The sequence below is a fragment of the Prosthecochloris marina genome (assembly GCF_003182595.1).
Lineage (GTDB): Bacteria > Bacteroidota > Chlorobiia > Chlorobiales > Chlorobiaceae > Prosthecochloris > Prosthecochloris marina.
Genome location: NZ_PDNZ01000007.1, coordinates 1 through 16,246, shown reverse-complemented (window position 1 = coordinate 16,246; position 16,246 = coordinate 1). Strand labels below are relative to the sequence as shown.

Genomic DNA, 16,246 nt, shown 5'->3' with positions numbered 1-16,246 from the left:
CATTGTAAAATAGCCTGAGCTGTAAGGGCGGTCCCGTCTTTTTCGGGGACTCGCCCGTATGTAAGCCAGCGAAGGTGTCAGTAGTTGATGACTCGAGGCAGCTCTTTGGCTTGGCTAACCCAGTCTGAAACCTGTTTTTCGGTGGGCATTTTCCTGACAAGGTTTTTCACTTCATTGACCTCGACCATTTTTGCATGAAGATTTGCTGCATTACGCTGTGCAAGTTCAGGAACAGTGTCAACACCTGCTTCCTCGAGGAGGTCTGAATACTCCGAGCCGATCCCTTTCACTCTTGACAGGTCGGCGCGGTTTACCCATTGTAGAATCTTATGTTCATCGATACCTGTTTTTTCTGCAAGTGCTTTTCTTCCTTTGCGATCACAGCCTTGCTTTAATAGTTCAGACTGGTTTGGAACCCCGGCGTTTTCGAGTTTTGAACCGAAAGCCTTTCCGATTCCCTCAACATCCGTAATTTTAGCCATGCAAAGCCTCCTTTTAGTTTAAAATTATGGTGTCGGAAGTGGTTTTGCTGTATGGTTGTTTGCTATAACGTAACAATTATGAAGAAAAATGTATACGTTTAGTTATATGGTTTACCAATGATAAGGATACGGTTGTTTTGCTCTTAAAAGTAAATGCTTGCGTCAAGTAGGCGGTTGGTATTCATGGTTTCTTGCATCTTCAATGATTTTCTGGTGGAGTGGGATGTTAATTTGCGGTATACATTCATGGGGGAAAAAATCCGCTTCATACAGTTCATGGTTAATCTGCAATAGCCCGTCGGCTGCAATCACTTTGTATGCGATAACAAGCAGGGAGCCGTACATTTTTGACACACGATGGTATGCACCGATCAACCGGTCTATTTTTCCGAACAATGAGGTCTCTTCAAGCAACTCTCTCAAGCAACCATCCTGAGGTGTTTCGCCGGATTCAAGAAAGCCGCCGGGCAAAGCCCATTCGTTATATGCCGGCTCATGGGCTCTTCTGACGACCAGCAATTCACCGGACAAGTTTTCTGTATAGGCAACCGTTACCGGAAGGGGATTTTCGTAATGTATCCAGGAGCATGATGGGCAAATTTTTCTTTTCCGGTACTCTATTTCTGCAGTTTTTAGTGGGCTTCCGCAAACGGGACAATAATTATAGGTATTCATAGTATCAGTATTGAAGAATGTTTCTCATAGAAGCAAGATGTCAACAGCTTGAAAGGTCAACTGTTTTCTGATTTTTATCTTGGCTGAAAGCTGCATCATGCAAAGAAACTTTTTGTTGGCACAATTAATTCATATCAGACAGTAATAACTAGATAATCATAAAAGTTCATCTTTATGGCACTGCTTGAACCGGGTATGGAAGCGCCGCTTTTCGAGGCAACTGATCAGGATGGAAAAACAGTTAGACTCAAAGATTATATCGGCAAGAAAGTTGTTCTTTACTTTTACCCGAAAGACGATACTCCGGGGTGCACCAAAGAAGCTTGTGCATTTCGAGACAATTTCCCTAAATTTAAACAGATAGGTGTAGAAGTTCTCGGTGTCAGCATAGATAGTGAAAAGCGCCATAAAAAGTTTGTCGACAAGTATGAGCTGCCTTTTAGGCTGGTGGTGGATGAGGATAAAAAAATCGTCCAGGATTATGGTGTTTGGGGACTTAAAAAATTTATGGGTCGGGAATATATGGGGACGAACCGGGTTACCTACCTCATTGCAGAGAACGGACGTATAGAACACGTCTGGCCGAAGGTAAAGCCAGCAGAGCATGCAGAAGAGTTGATAGAATATATTGAAAATAGCGGGTAAATCATGGTTAACGAGTTTGAACAACTTACAGCAGGTGATCTTGTTATGGCTTCGGCAGTTATGCTCGAGTCAAATTTCAAGCGTACTGTTTTGTTGATGTGTGAACATAATGATCAGGGATCGTTAGGTTTTATTCTTAACCGCCCTATGGAAATAAAGGTAAGTGACGCTATCACCGGTTTTGACGATGTTGATGTTCCGCTTCATATGGGCGGACCTGTACAGGTTGATACAGTTCATTATCTGCATAGCAGAGGGGATGTGATTGACGGTTCCCATGAAGTTTTTCCAGGAGTTTTCTGGGGGGGTGAACAGGAGCAGCTAAGTTACCTGTTGACTTCGGGTGTTGTTTCACCATTCGAAGTTCGTTTTTACCTTGGTTATGCAGGCTGGGCTTCCGGTCAGCTCGAAGCCGAGTTCGAAGAAGGCTCGTGGTATACGACGGCTGCAAAAAAAGATGTTGTCTTCAGCGGCGAGTATGAACGCATGTGGGCAAGAACCGTGCGTTCAAAAGGAGGCGACTATCACTATGCTGCTAATTCGCCGGAGCTGCCTGGTATGAACTGATGGTTTTTTTGATCAGTTATGATAATGTTTCGGACGCAGTTTCTACAGACTTAGGTTCTGCATGAATTGCTCAAAGAGCCTATTACCACCTTGGCATTGCCTTATATGGGTTACAACATTGCGAAGAAGCACTTGCAGGTTTAGAGAGAGCAGTTGCCATCAAGCTAAATTTTCCGGAGGCACTTGTTTTTCAGGGAAGCGTGTTTGATGGTATTACAACGATACCGCTTTTTCGTCAGGCATCAGGGGGTGGCTGGAAACCGGTAATCAGGAGCGTGAGCAAAAGCACTGAACGAAGAGTAACTTGTCAAGAGCAATAAGGTAAAGCGATTACCTGACCCTTGTTCACCATCAATTTCCGAAAACAATCAGAATAATAACTATCAACAAGTATGAAACTATTCCCCAGATGACAACGTTGGTAGCTTTCAGCTTTTTTTTGAACATGGAACTTAATACTGTTTGTTTCCGGTTGTTCTTCTCTGATTAAAGTTATATATATGCCTTATACTACACAAGGTCGTGCTTGTGTTTTGTTCTTTGTTATCGGGGATGACAGGCTTTTGACAGGATAGGTGTGCGATCCGGTTGCACTCCGAGTTTCAGCATGGATGGACTCGTTAAAGAAGTCTATGTAACAATTAGATGCAGACGATCATTCGTATGCAATGGCTGCCTGATTAGCAAAAGTTAATTCAATCAGCCATCATTCGATAAAGGAGGCGCTTACTCTGAGCTTATCGAATGGCATAACCCGCGCTTGAGCCATAGCTCGCGCAAGTAAGCTTCATCTGTTTTTTTTTCGGGAAAGCAGGTGAACACTCTTCCGGAATAGTGTTTCGAACTTTGTCGACGGAGTCGTGAAACATGAATACTTAAACATCGAAGATGAGTGTGGTGGCTGTTTCAAGCAATGTTCTGGACGCGGGTTCGATTCCCGCCATCTCCACTATTTCCCTTTCCGATATCATCCAAGAAAGTCTCAAAACCCCTGTAAAATCAGGGTTTTTTGCTTTTCTGTCGTCCGTTATAGTCTCTCTAAGTGTTTTATAATCCAGACTTTTTCGGTACCATTGAGGGTGCTTTAGTGCCAAAAAGCATCTTTTAACTGGATATCGGTACCTATACGGGTACCTATATCGGTACCAATGCTATATCATGCCGAAACAAGTCATTCCTTTAACAGCAGTTAAGGTGAAAACGGTCAAACCAACAGAGAAGGAGCAAAACCTTTTCGATGGTGGGGGCCTCTATTTACATGTGCGATCAATCAAGTACGGAAAAGATGGTAAACTGCTTCCGGGTTCAAAGTTGTGGAGGTTGAAATATCGATACGGGGGCAAGGCCCGCAAGTTGTCGCTTGGCTCTTATCCGGCAGTGAGTCTTGAAGAGGCAAGGCAAAAGAGGCAGGAGGTCAAAGAGCTTATTGCGAAAGGGATTGATCCGCAGGAGATGCGTCGACAGGCGAAAGCGGAAAAGGTTGTTGATCCACAGGGGGAGATGTTCGGTAAAATTGCAATGGATTGGTACAGGATCGCAGAGACCGGATGGAGTAAGAACCATGCTCGGACGGTGTTATCACGGATCGAGCGGGACGTATTGCCTGCTTTGGGACAAAAGCTGATAGCTGAGATTACAACTCGTGATGTGCTCGATACTTTAAGGCGTGTAGAGGATCGTCAAGCGTATGAGACCGCACATCGTATCAGGACAATCATTGGGCAGATATTTTCGTTTGCTCTTATATCCGGGGTTGATGGGGTTTTGAATAATCCGGCATCCGGGCTGAGTAAGGCGCTCAGGAAGCCTGAGACGAAACATATGGCTGCAATACTTGATCCTGATAAGCTTGGCCAGTTACTTCGAGACATTGATGCATATGCAGGAGTTTATATTACTAAGTGTGCTTTACGGTTGACTCCGATGCTTTTTGTTCGTCCTGGTGAGTTACGTACTGCCGAGTGGCAAAACGTTGATCTGGACGGTGCAAGGTGGCGTATTCCAGCGGCACGTATGAAACTGAAGCGAGATCATGTCGTGCCTCTGGCACGGCAGGCTGTAGAGATTCTTCGTGATCTACATATGTATACCGGTGACGGTAAATATGTGTTCCCCGGCAGGATGGCTTCGAGGGTCATGAGTGGCAACACGGTGAATAGCGCATTGCGGACAATGGGGTGGAGTGGTGAGACGGTTACTGCTCATGGGTTTCGTGCAACGGCTCGGACACTGCTGCATGAAAAACTCGGATTCAGCCCTGATGCGATAGAGGCACAGCTTGCCCATGACGTTCCGGATCGCCTCGGTTCAGCTTATAACCTTACCAAACACCTCGATGAGCGCATCCGCATGATGCAGGCGTGGGCGGATTACCTGGATGGGTTGAAATCATAGATGTGAGGATTTAATGGATTTTCTTGCCTCATATTCTCTTCTTTGTTGCAATTTTACGTATCTTTCACGTAATGCGTTCTCATTAACGGAGCACTTTCTTTTAAAATAAGGAGGAATTCGATCGCCTGCAGTGGGGTAGATTACTCTATGTTGTTTTTAGATGAATCTTATAGTGATCAACGATACGTGTGTGCAAAATCAATGATCTGTGATTGTTTTGATTTGCGTCATTAATAATTGATAGATTTTATGGATAAAGAGCATGTGTACGGATATAGAGCCGTTGCTTTTTTAGATGTACTCGGATTTAGTGATAAATTGGATGAATTTGAGGCTGAAGTATCCGATAGATTTGTCTCGAAGAAAGCTAGTGAATTTATAGGAGTATTTAAGAGCGCTATTGAGTCATTAGATCCTAAAAGGTATGCGTGTTATTTGTTTTCCGATAACATCTGTATAACTACAATTAGTGATGATATTGCGGATTTAAGGGATTTACTTATTGTTGTTTGTGAATTATTTTATCGATTTGCGAAAAAAGGATATTTTTTGAGGGGAGGAATTGATTATGGTCTTTTTATAAATGAAGAATTTATTGCTATTGGTGTGCCATTAAAAAACGCATATAAGATGGAAAATCAGGCCATATATCCGAGAGTGGTCATGAGTGAAAGGTTTATTGAAGAGTTTCAAGGATATAATGAAGGTGGTGAGATAGTATTTGATGAATTTTATGATAAATACTTCATTTTAAATAGCTATGAAGTTAATTATTTAAATGTTTTTCTTTACGTTTTTCAGACTAATAATCGTAAAGATAAAGAGGGCTTTTTTATTGACTATAATACATCAATCTCTAATTGCATCAAGAAAAGTAAAATTGAATCTGTTTTCATAAAGTATAAATGGTTGGCCGATCAGTTTAATATTTTTATAGATTTATATGTTGATTCACTGGTGTTTTTGGATAATGATTTTGATCCGGAATCTGAACATGGGTTTCTTGATTTTGTAATAAAAAAAAGAATAAATTATCATGTCTGATTTAGTGTATATGCCGACATTTCGTTCTCGTCAGCAAGAAAATCTTGTCTTGAAAAGCTTTGATTTTGGTGATCATATTTATCCATTATTAGAAATAATAAAAGAATATGATAGAAAGCCTTCGAATAAATCACAAAAGAAGGCAAATGCTGTATACGGATCATTGATTGATGAGATAAGAGCTAAAAAAGTTTTTGTGGATTTGCCGGTTTATCTCAAAGAGCGTCCCTCAATGAAAAAAGAGGTGTTAAATTTTAGTCGTGAGTTTTGTGCCGATAAAGAAAAAAGAACAAAATTTATTCTATCACTTGCTGATTTAAGTGACCGGATTATTCCGGTTATTTCCTCATATCTGCATAGAACTGGAGAGGCTGATTCTTTAAGGTTTCAATTCGATGCACTTAGTTCTTCTTTTGATTCTATTTGTTTTCGTATGCTTTATAATCACTTTGTTGAGGACTGGGAAGAAGTATCGAAATTAGTAAGGGAAACAGATTATGTGATAATGGATCTTGATGTTATCCCTCCATATGTCAGTCCTGCAATAAAGCGAATTGTGGGTTTATGGGAAGATTTTGACAAATGCATCAAAATAGTTTTGAGAAGTGCAATAAATACCGGAATTCAAAATGTTTCATTGAACCACGGAAAGATTATATATGATGCAGATAATAATCTGCTAGATACATATAAAAGAGATTTTAAGGCTGATGCGCTTGGAGATTATGTTGGAATCAAGAAAGATGACTTGACATCAGGTGGGACCATTAGTCCAGGATTCATCCTCTATGACCCAATAGATAATCAGTATATAGGGTTTAAAGGGAAGGTAAAGAATCTCGCAGAGTTTGAGAACACGATTGTTCCTGATGTTTTAAGCTCAGAATATGTGAGAAGAATGAGGAGTGATCACCGTGGATATATCGATGATAATAATATAGGCTGGGAAACATTGCTCAAGATAAAAGAGGGATTGGTTAGCGGTAGAAGTCAGGCAAAATTTAAAAAAATATCAATGGAGCACTATATATACTGTATGAAAAGAAAGATAGAATGTGGTGTGTTTGATTAATTTGAATATATCAAATCTGGTACTATGTTTTTATTGAAAAAAAACTGTAAGTCTATTGGTAGAATGCTATTCCAGTTATTTAAAATGAACTGCCATTTAACATGATATCTTGCTTTAAGGGCTTCTTTAAATAGTTTATTGATTTCATTATTAGAAAACGAATATAAAATGCTTGGCATATATGTCTGCTTAAAATATTTTTTAAGCTCTTTTTTTGTCAGGATTTGAATTTGTTTTTCAGGATTCAAGCAAGGGCTGATAGTTGCTTTTATATGCTCATATCTTTTTTTGCCATTAAATGTCCAGATTCCGTAGTATTCTGGAATTAGTTTTTTTACAGATTCTAAGTGTTTTTCATCAATGACTATAGTGTTGAATTCAAATAACTCCTTGTAGTTATATATTTGTTTTTCAAGCCTATTGAGTGTATCGATCTTTGATTTTATTTCGAAGCATTTAGTTTGGCCATTTATTGCTAAGAAATCAGCTCTGCAGTTTGTGGTTTTGACTTCAAAGGCTGCAGTGTAGTTTAGGCTTCTAAAGTAATTGGCTAAACGGTATTTGAGGATTTCCTCTCCATGGTAGTGTTTTAATAAATCGGCATTTACCTTTCTATGAAGATCGTACTTTCCATATGATGAGTAAGATGTGTCCTTATAAAAAGCTACGAGCGTGTTTCTTAGCTTTTCGGGATAGTCGAGGGTGTTATATGATCTGGCTAAAACACTGTAATCCATTTTATTAAAGTATTTAGAATTAAAGTGTTAGACTATAATGTAGAAAAAGGAAATGAATATACCACTATTATTTATAATTTACACAAATTACTGCTAATTAAAGATGTTTTTTGTTTAATCATGCACGATGGCAATTATATACCTGACGCCGTTAGGGTATCTGCTTTTGCGGGGGGTTTTGGAAGATGTGTACTCGGTCGGGTGATTATGGTAAGAGGTTTTAAAAATTACACTTAAGAGAAAAACACGGAAGCCTCGATTTTTTGCTGGACTAAACAATACGTAAAATAGATGTATTGTCTTATAGAATAATGGGTTAAGCCCATCCGTACAGGTAAAAAAGCCTTCCATCTTGTATAACTCGTTCGAATTATGTAAGATACAGATGAACAGAATCGGTACATTCAGCACTTTGTCCTTTGACATCACTGATTTTCACACGAGCCATCCATTGTGCTCTGGGAGCCCTTGCCAGACAAGCGTTTCCAGAGGTACCTTTTGATCTAATCGTACTCATGGAGTATTGCGACAAATCGGGTTCTTTCTCGGCGTGCTCTTCGCAGTAAGAACTTTTGATCTAATCGTACTCATTGAGTATATAGGGCCTTGGGAGTTGCAGAGGTAGTTATTCGTTGGTGTGCTCTTGTATTGAAGGAAACTGAAAAGCCCGGTTTATCGCCGGGCTTTTGTGTTTATGGGGGGTTGGAAGGGGGGGATGTTTTTCTTTAAATCTCAAAGTTACGATCTTTTAGCTCTTCACATGCCCCATCTAAACCAGGGAAAAGTGAGCCAGCCGTGATGCCCATGTATCTAAGCTCTTGTATTGCCTTATCACGATTACTGATTGGAATGTCGATAGCTGAAAGATATTGTTTGTTGTTTTCTTTTTCTTTTAAATGAATATAGGCTTCAATGTCATCTATATTCGTGACTGTAGTCGCTGCTTGCTGGGGTATTAATCGCTCGTTATCAATTGCTATGAAGTCAGCAATAGATAAGTGTAGATTTGCTGTCGAAAGCAAGAGCTGTTGTTCATAGTCCGACCTCCATTGATGTTGATCAAAAACAAAAATTCGAACCATTTCATCATCATTAGAATCAGCGGCCATTTTGCTTGTAATTGATCGAAAAGCAAAGAATACCGCTACATATGGGGAATACGTCCAATCTAAAAGTGGTGTTGGATATCCATGATGTTGTACTAGGTTGAAAAAGGCACCATTTTCTTTTGGTATATCCAAATTGAATACATGTTTAGTGCGCGCGCTAAGATGTTTATGCAGAGATGGAATATCCTCATTTACAAACCGTGTAAGATCTGCTCTCCCTGTTCGATGGAACGAAGATCGCAATTTCCACGGTTTATTTTGCCCACGAAAAAGGTATCGCGTACCTTTAAGAAGGCCAATGTCCTGTTTAAAAATATCCCAATCTTTTATGTTTTGTTTTAGGTTAGATGGTTCTTCAGCCTGTGAACGAGGTAATGTGCATTCGCCGTGACCATCAAGACTAGTATTCCATTTTAATGACAAATATTTTTCATCCCAACTTCCAGTTACATCTACGAACTCAGCGATCCTTGCGTTTGGATCAAAAGAATTCTTAATATTATTCCAATCATCGGGGAAGCGAGTGGACGGATTTATAGGGGCTATAGAATAAGTACGAAAACTAAAATCATTTCTTTTGTCTGATGTTTGAATTATTGCAAATACGTTCGGAATATTATCATTGTTATGGATAAGATATACGCATCCTTTAAAGTTGTCATGAAGTTCATCGATATTAATGACGATGAAGCCCTCATATGTACCGCTGAAATGTCCGAGCCATTGTCCTTTCAAGATTTCAATTAAATCTAGGTTAGAAATATGATGTGCAAAACAAAAGAACTTATGAAAACATTGACACAATTATTTAATGCTTTAGAATACAAATTAACGATATCTACCCGGTTTTCCGTATCACCCACGTCACCACCTCCCACCGCTTGAAAATCCATCGGAACCTCGAAAGGTTCGTAGTGCCCGCATAACAGGCATCCTGCAAAGCGGTTACACCATAATATGCGGAAATTTGCGTATATTTATGATATTTTATTAACTAACAAATTTACTGTTATGAGAGTATCATCAATACTGCGAATCACCGTTTTGTTTTGCACATTTCTCTTTGTGATCAGTTGCTCATCTGCGTCAACAGTGAGCAAAGACGGGAAGGCACCTGAGGTTGAACCGAAATACTATAACATAGAATATGTAAAGGTTTTTGCCGGCGCTATTGAGGCGGTTAATGCAATGGAGTGGCAAATCACTTTTGCCGATAAAGAGATCGGTATAATCTCAGCTAAAACTCCGACAAGCCTTTTGACATGGGGCGATGAGATCAGCATAAAAGTCAGAAAACCCGAGAATAACAGAGTTAGGGTTGATGTTTCGGCAGGAACCTCCCGACAGATGATTGACTGGGGGAAAAACAGAGGAAATATCAATAATTTTTACCAACAGCTGGATGATATCCTATTAAAATAGAGAATTAAAACCCGGTTCACCATCGGGCTTTTACCTTTATACAGTTTTTCGAATAACCCAAGTCACCACACCTAACGTTCTGAAGTCCATATCTTCGGTTATCTCTGTCGTCTGGTATTTGTGGTTTTCTGAGTTAAGTGATTCGGTTTTGCCTGAAATCAATAACCTTTTGGCGGTTGGTTCTCCGTTGATTGATGCTATGACTTCTGTACTCTCGATAGGTTCAAAGTGGTGGTTGCTGGGCTTTAGGGTGATTATTTGCCCCAAATATTTGCTGTTTTTGCGTCAAAGACGTGAACTTTGCAGTTGATTTTCTCGGCAACTTGCTCGATATGATTTTTATCTTCATCTGAGTATACACCAATATATATACTCCATAGTCTATCAGGTTTTTTTTGTTTGGCTGCTCTATTAATTGCATCGATGATATGTTCGTCATAGGGGCCAAAACTAAAACCAAAGGTGACTAATGATCCTTTGGCTTTACAGAAGCAATCATAACAATAGGTTAAGTACGGATTATGCTTTATGTGCTTTAACTTTTGCTCTCCATTACCTGCTGTTACGAAGATTGGGTATTCGCCTTTTTCCATCCTAGCACTAATCTTACTAAGAAGATAGTTGTAATTGTCATACTGTTCCTTAATAACTGCGATTCCACTATCAAAAAACGGGAGTGCCCCGTGAAGATAGAATACATTTTGCTCATCACGGTGCTTTCCCCACATAAGTTCTGACCATTCTTGTTCTTCCGACTCCATATATTCCCCAGTATCATTTTCGAGTTCCCTGCCACAACCATCTACATGATTCAATACTTTATTTCGCATCAGTACCCAATACAATAGTAAGTCATAATTCGTGGAAAAGAGATTCCCGCCGGTATTCAAGAAAATGCTAAGAAAGTTTGCACATGCAGTGCTTTGCTTCTTTGGTACCTTAAAAACGTGTTCTGGATGTAATGCTCTGACAGCATCAAGAAGGCTGGTCTTGAGTTTTTTGCTAGCTGTGTCTATTCTTTTCTTGAGTTTGGGATCACCATCAAATGCGCGAAAAAGCGCTGAGAAATGATCTAAGAACTGCATGATCACTTCAAAGTTTCTTGTTTCAATGACTTCTAAAATTTTTGAGAGGTCTTTGTCTTTCAACTTACTGACGAAATCGTGCAATGCATTATACGAAAAGATGCCTGGGTCATAGGCGATGCTAAATCCGTTTCCAAGTAGCAAATGAAAGGAGCGTTTGGGACTGTTCCTTATTGAGTTTAGGACATTGTTGAAGTTCAGAAGATCCATGCAAGGAGATAGATAAGATTATTACACATGCTATTTTTATTGAAATGGGATCAGTGTCTAAGCCGCCTTTCAAATCGCCCCCGCTAACACTTCTAACATTTTGGAATCCACCCTCTTTACCACATTGAGAAGCTCGTAGTGTCCGAATAACAGCCAATCTGCAAAGCTCTTAAGCTCCAATATGCGGAAATTTTACGTATATCTTGGTGTTTGTTTCTCGCATTCTGAAGCAGGTTAATCACTTCAAACGGAATTTTCTCTAAAATTCGTGTTACAGTAAACGGGGCAAGTTCCTCTGAAGCCGAAGTGGTGGCACATCAAGCGCCGGCAGGTCGAGTGGGAAGTGGCTGGGAAAGCAGGTGAAGAGGAAGCGGTCAGGGAGAAAAAGCAGAGGCTCAGGGTTAAGAATCGATCGTTATATAGGCTTAAAAAGCAATGAGTTACCGTCACACGCCTGTGAGTGGTACAGAATATTTACGTTATATTGCAGAAAATCATTTTACTCCTCACTCATTTTTATCTATGAAAAACAAGATTACACTTACAGGTTCGTTAGGTATTGCAGCAGTTGTATTTGCAGTTGGCTTGTTTTCAAGCTGCGAATATGGCCAGAAATCAGAAAACGATAAGGCCGAGCAGGGTGTCGGCGCCGTTGGTATTCAAACCGGGGATGCTACGATCAGGCAACTGGGGGAGATGCTGAAAAAGTCTGAAGATGCCGGCAGTCTGGACAATCTTGCACAATTGCTTCAAAATCAGGGCAAGTATGCAGATGCTGAGCCGCTGTACCGGCATGCGCTGCAGATTCGTGAAAAAGAGTTTGGATCGGAGCATCTCGAGGTGGCCAAAAGTTTGAACAATTTGGCTGTGCTGCTTGTAGACAATGGCAAGTATTCAGAGGCTGAGCAGCAGTACCGCCGCGCGCTGCGGATCCGTGAAAGAATGCTTGGAGTGAATCATCCCGAAGTGGCTGAAACTCTGAACGATATGGCGAAATTGCTTGTAATCCAGTACAAGTATTTGGATGCCGAGCCGCTGATACGCCGCGCGCAGCAGATCTGTGAAAAAGAGCTTGAGCCGGATCATCCCGAAATGGCCGAGAGTCTCAGTAATCTGGCTGAATTGTACTATTTCGATGGTAAGTTTTTTGAGGCTGAGAGGATGTTACGCCGTGCGCTGCAGATCCGTGAAAAAGAGCATGGAGTGGATCACCTCGAACTGTCTGAGAACCTTGACTACCTAGCAGTCTCGCTGATTTACCAGAGAAAGTTTTCGGAAGCCGAACTGCTCGTGAAACGTGCGCTACAGATCCATGAAAAAGAGCCTGGACCGGATCATCCTGAAATGGCCGAAAGCCTGAACACCCTCGCTCTGTTGTTTATGGACCAGTACAAGCGCTCGGAGGGCGAACAGCTGAGCCGACGAGCGTTGTCAATCAGTGAAAAAGCCTTGGGAAAGCAGCATCCTGATATAGCGTTCAACCTTGGCATTCTGGCTTCATCGTTGCAAGCTCAAGGCGACTATGCAAAAGCTGAAACATCATACCGCCGTGCGTTGTCAATCAGCGAAAAAACATTTGGAAAGGAGCACTTTCTTCTCGTGACAGAACTCTACGGTTTGGCTTCATTGTTTCAGGAACAGGGTAAGTATTCCGAAGCCGAAGCGCTATACCGCCGTGCGTTGTCGATCAACGAAAAAGCTTTGGGAAAACAACATCCTTACGTTGCAGCAAGCTTGAACAAGCTGACAGTATTGTATTTCGAGCAAGGCAAGTATGCTGAAGCCGAATCGTTTTTGCAGCATGCACTGCAGATCAGTGAAAAAGCCTTGGGAAAACAGCATCCTGACGTTGCTGCAAGTCTGAGCATGCTGGCTGTATTGAATTACGAGCAAGGCAGGTATGCTGAAGCTGAATCACTTTTTCAGCATGCACTGCAGATCAGTGAAAAAGCTTTGGGGAAATCGCACCCATATACAATCGCAATAAAAAGGATCCATGAAGGTTTCCGCAAGAAGATGAATCGTAATGGATGGCTCAGCTTTCTAGGCCTTGAAAACATCATAAAATGGTTAGGCGAGTTAGGAGTGCAGTAGTGCAGGTCTTGCTTAGAAGCAACATCAAAGGAGTTACCAAGAGCCTCGGTACACTTGAGAAGAAGTATGTTCCGAACGCGATCAGGAACGCGATAAACGAGACGCTCTTCGGGCTGAGAAAGGCACATCCTGAAGAGATGAAGAGCGTGTCCGAAGAGCCCACGACACACCAATTAGCCTGGTTGACAAAGCAAATAAAACAAGTTTGTCCGGTCTGATCAAGCTCAAACGGGCGCAGACATCCTACCTCAGGCTTGAAAGTACGCATATAACCGAAACGAAAGGCAAAACCCGTTCCGAAGCCGGTTCAGCGGGTGCACCACGGCGGTTTGAAAAAGATTTGGAAAAACCTGCTTGACTGACCGACTTACTTCAGTAGCAGGCTGAAGAATTCCCCGTTAACTGTCGCGAAGTCAGGTTTGCAAAGGCTTCTGCGAAACAGCAGAATTCCTGATTCTGTTTTCTGAATTTCAAAAAATCTTCATGACCGGCTCGTATTTTTTGCTTGTGTGCCCGAATATGGTGTAATCACTTTGGTTTTTCCTTTTGAGATAGGTGTTTGTATAAAAAAGATATAAAGTGTCTCGATTTGAGTCGAATATGGAAATGTTATTTATATCAAAATAATACGCTATTTGCTGATTTGTTTTTTTCTTCAGTGTGCAGCAAGCCTTCCTGTTTGATGTTTATCCCTTTTATAAAAATGATATAGCCTTTTTTTCTCCTTGTCTGTCACTTTGCTGACTTGTGTGTTGTGACTTTTTTTTGGCACGATGTTTGCTATGATTGTGGTTGTGCTGAAAAGATTTCTGTAGGTGATGGCCGGGTGTTGAAATGCTTTTTTTGGGCAGTTTCATTTACTCGGGTATGTATCGAAGTGAGAAAAATTGTGCAGATGAAAGAAGGTAATAATTGACGTTTAGGTCAGTTATTATTTTTTTTGCCCGATTCGATGTGTTATTGGTGTGTTGTTTTTGGTTTTATTTTCCTTGTTTTTTTACGCTTGCTGAGTCAGCATCAAGTAATCGCCCAGGTTTAATTTTATTCCGCTTATAATCATGAGTAGCACGTCCAATCCTCCAGTTGTAGCTTCCGTTGTATCAATCACAGGCAAGGCATGGGTTCGTACAAAAGAAGGAAACTTGCGTCTGATCAAGGCAGGTGATTCTGTTCGGGCAGGTGAAGCTATTGTTGTCGATAAAGGGGGCAATGTTGTCCTTGAATATAATGACGGTACTGAGTCTGTGATATCAGGTTCGTGGGTTGCTGCCGGTACAGAGAACCATCCTGGAAAAGAGGGTGAAGGTACTCAGGGTCGCGAAGAAATATTAGCCTTATTGGATTCTGACCCTGTTGCATCAAACAGCAAAAAAGGGCAGGATAACACTTCTTCCGATTCCGACGGTCAGTATCAATACGGGCAAAAAACAAATGAAGCGCCGGAAAACGCCGAAATATCGGATGACCCAAATGGCTTTATTCGTATCGAGCGGATCAGTGAATCCTTTGATGCCCCCAATTATCGTTTTGTGTCACTTACGGGCGAATTCGATCCTTTTCTCGATGGTCGCGCCACGTTAGACCCGCGGCTTGTGGAAGGATTTTCGCCATTGGAAGCCACGGAAGAAAATACGGAATATGGGCTCCGTGAGTATAGAGAGTATTCCGAAGACGAACGTAAAAACGATGTTCCTGTTGCGCAGGACGACACAACGAGCACGGACGAGGATACACCTGTGACGGGCAGTGCGCAGTCGAACGATACACCTTCGGGTGACGGTGGTAATGTGTGGAGTGTGGTCAGTGATCCGTCGCATGGTAGTGTAACGATGTCGAGTGATGGTACGTACACGTACACACCTGATGCGAACTTCAACGGTACCGACACATTTACCTACACGGTGACGGACGCTGATGGTGATGTGTCGACGGCAACGGTGACGGTGACGGTGAATCCGGTTGACGATGTTTTATCTCTGACATCTGACAGCATCGGTGTTTATGAATCCGACCTTGCTGATGGAACGACACCTTCCGGGGACCGCGAAAGTGATAACGGTTCATTTACTATCGAGGCATATGACGGTCTTGCAAGTATAACGGTTCACGGTCAGCTGATTACTGCGGAACAGCTTGCCGATCTTGAAGCAGGCACGATTTCGTCTATTCCGATTACAACTCCTACAACATATGGTACGCTGGTGCTTACGGGTTATACCTCTAATCCTGCAACTGGTGGTGGTGTGGTAGAATATACTTACACATTGAGTGGCAACACGCTGGACCACGGTGTTCAAGGCAATGATACGGTAAGTGAAAATATAGATATTTCCGTAACGGATGATGACGGAGATAGCTCCAGTGCAACCATTACGGTAACAATTGTTGACGACGTTGCGGTTGCGGTTGCCGATACGGACAGTGTGGGTGAAGACAGTTCGTTGAGTGCGAGCGGTAATGTGGTGACGGATAGCGAGTCGAACGGTGATAACGGTGGTGACACGCTTGGAGCGGACAACGCTCCTGTGGATCCGGTGACGGGTGTTGCTGCGGGTAGTGACGCGAGCAGTGCGGTGAGCGGCAATGTCGGGACGAGTGTGACGGGTAGTTACGGAAGTGTTGTGATCAATGCGGACGGTAGTTACACGTATACGCTGGACAACACGAACCCGTTGGTGCAGGGTCTGTCGGATACGGAAAGTCTGACGGA

At 41.8% G+C, this 16,246-nt stretch carries 14 protein-coding genes and 1 other RNA gene; 9 read left to right on the top strand and 6 right to left on the bottom strand.

Features of this window, described 5'->3' with window-relative positions:
• Positions 1-77: 77 nt before the first annotated feature.
• Positions 78-482 (bottom strand): DUF4332 domain-containing protein, encoded by a 405-nt coding sequence (locus CR164_RS09930; protein ID WP_110023845.1) that lies wholly within the window; start codon positions 480-482, stop codon positions 78-80.
• A gap of 162 nt (positions 483-644) precedes the next feature.
• Complete coding sequence (locus CR164_RS09925; protein ID WP_110023844.1) at positions 645-1,157, bottom strand: NUDIX hydrolase; 513 nt, start codon at positions 1,155-1,157, stop codon at positions 645-647.
• A gap of 174 nt (positions 1,158-1,331) precedes the next feature.
• On the opposite strand from CR164_RS09925, the gene bcp reads away from it, so the two are divergent.
• From bcp to CR164_RS09895, 6 genes are all read left to right on the top strand, one after another.
• On the top strand, positions 1,332-1,802 hold the full coding sequence (bcp, locus tag CR164_RS09920; RefSeq protein ID WP_110023843.1) for a thioredoxin-dependent thiol peroxidase: 471 nt from the start codon (positions 1,332-1,334) through the stop codon (positions 1,800-1,802).
• Positions 1,803-1,805: 3 nt separating this feature from the next.
• The gene (locus CR164_RS09915) at positions 1,806-2,369 is read left to right on the top strand and encodes a YqgE/AlgH family protein (protein ID WP_110023842.1); all 564 of its coding nucleotides are present in this window, start codon (positions 1,806-1,808) and stop codon (positions 2,367-2,369) included.
• Between the two features lie 548 nt (positions 2,370-2,917).
• Positions 2,918-3,321, top strand: a transfer-messenger RNA (tmRNA) gene (gene ssrA / locus CR164_RS09910).
• Positions 3,322-3,527: 206 nt separating this feature from the next.
• Positions 3,528-4,763, top strand: coding sequence for a tyrosine-type recombinase/integrase (locus tag CR164_RS09905; RefSeq protein WP_110023841.1), 1,236 nt, complete (start codon positions 3,528-3,530; stop codon positions 4,761-4,763).
• 249 nt (positions 4,764-5,012) lie between these two features.
• Positions 5,013-5,807, top strand: a complete 795-nt coding sequence (locus CR164_RS09900) for a hypothetical protein (protein ID WP_110023840.1) — start codon at positions 5,013-5,015, stop codon at positions 5,805-5,807.
• Positions 5,800-6,879: a beta family protein gene (locus tag CR164_RS09895; RefSeq protein ID WP_110023839.1), complete on the top strand. Its 1,080-nt coding sequence runs from the start codon at positions 5,800-5,802 to the stop codon at positions 6,877-6,879. Before CR164_RS09900 ends, CR164_RS09895 begins: the two co-directional genes overlap by 8 nt.
• Here CR164_RS09895 and CR164_RS09890 read toward each other — a convergent pair.
• Positions 6,876-7,616, bottom strand: coding sequence for a sce7726 family protein (locus tag CR164_RS09890; protein ID WP_110023838.1), 741 nt, complete (start codon positions 7,614-7,616; stop codon positions 6,876-6,878). The two genes, CR164_RS09895 and CR164_RS09890, sit on opposite strands and share 4 nt — an antisense overlap.
• 725 nt (positions 7,617-8,341) lie before the next feature.
• The gene (locus CR164_RS09885; protein WP_161953517.1) at positions 8,342-9,460 is read right to left on the bottom strand and encodes an FRG domain-containing protein; all 1,119 of its coding nucleotides are present in this window, start codon (positions 9,458-9,460) and stop codon (positions 8,342-8,344) included.
• 222 nt (positions 9,461-9,682) lie between these two features.
• Here CR164_RS09885 and CR164_RS09880 point away from each other — a divergent pair, with 222 nt between their 5' ends.
• Positions 9,683-10,147, top strand: coding sequence for a DUF1499 domain-containing protein (locus tag CR164_RS09880; protein ID WP_110023836.1), 465 nt, complete (start codon positions 9,683-9,685; stop codon positions 10,145-10,147).
• 36 nt (positions 10,148-10,183) lie between these two features.
• Here CR164_RS09880 and CR164_RS13370 read toward each other — a convergent pair whose 3' ends face one another.
• A complete protein-coding gene (locus tag CR164_RS13370; protein ID WP_110023835.1) occupies positions 10,184-10,414 on the bottom strand; it encodes a LexA family protein in 231 nt (76 codons plus the stop codon).
• Entirely contained in the window at positions 10,402-11,442 is a 1,041-nt protein-coding gene (locus tag CR164_RS09870) for a DUF4917 family protein (RefSeq protein WP_110023834.1), read from the bottom strand. The genes CR164_RS13370 and CR164_RS09870 overlap by 13 nt, the downstream gene beginning before the upstream one ends.
• Positions 11,443-11,964: 522 nt before the next feature.
• Here CR164_RS09870 and CR164_RS09865 point away from each other — a divergent pair.
• Together CR164_RS09865 and CR164_RS09855 are read left to right on the top strand one after the other, a co-directional pair.
• Positions 11,965-13,536: a tetratricopeptide repeat protein gene (locus CR164_RS09865; RefSeq protein WP_161953516.1), complete on the top strand. Its 1,572-nt coding sequence runs from the start codon at positions 11,965-11,967 to the stop codon at positions 13,534-13,536.
• Between the two features lie 1,058 nt (positions 13,537-14,594).
• The coding region (locus CR164_RS09855; RefSeq protein WP_167392944.1) for an Ig-like domain-containing protein at positions 14,595-16,246 on the top strand (1,652 nt) is incomplete at its 3' end.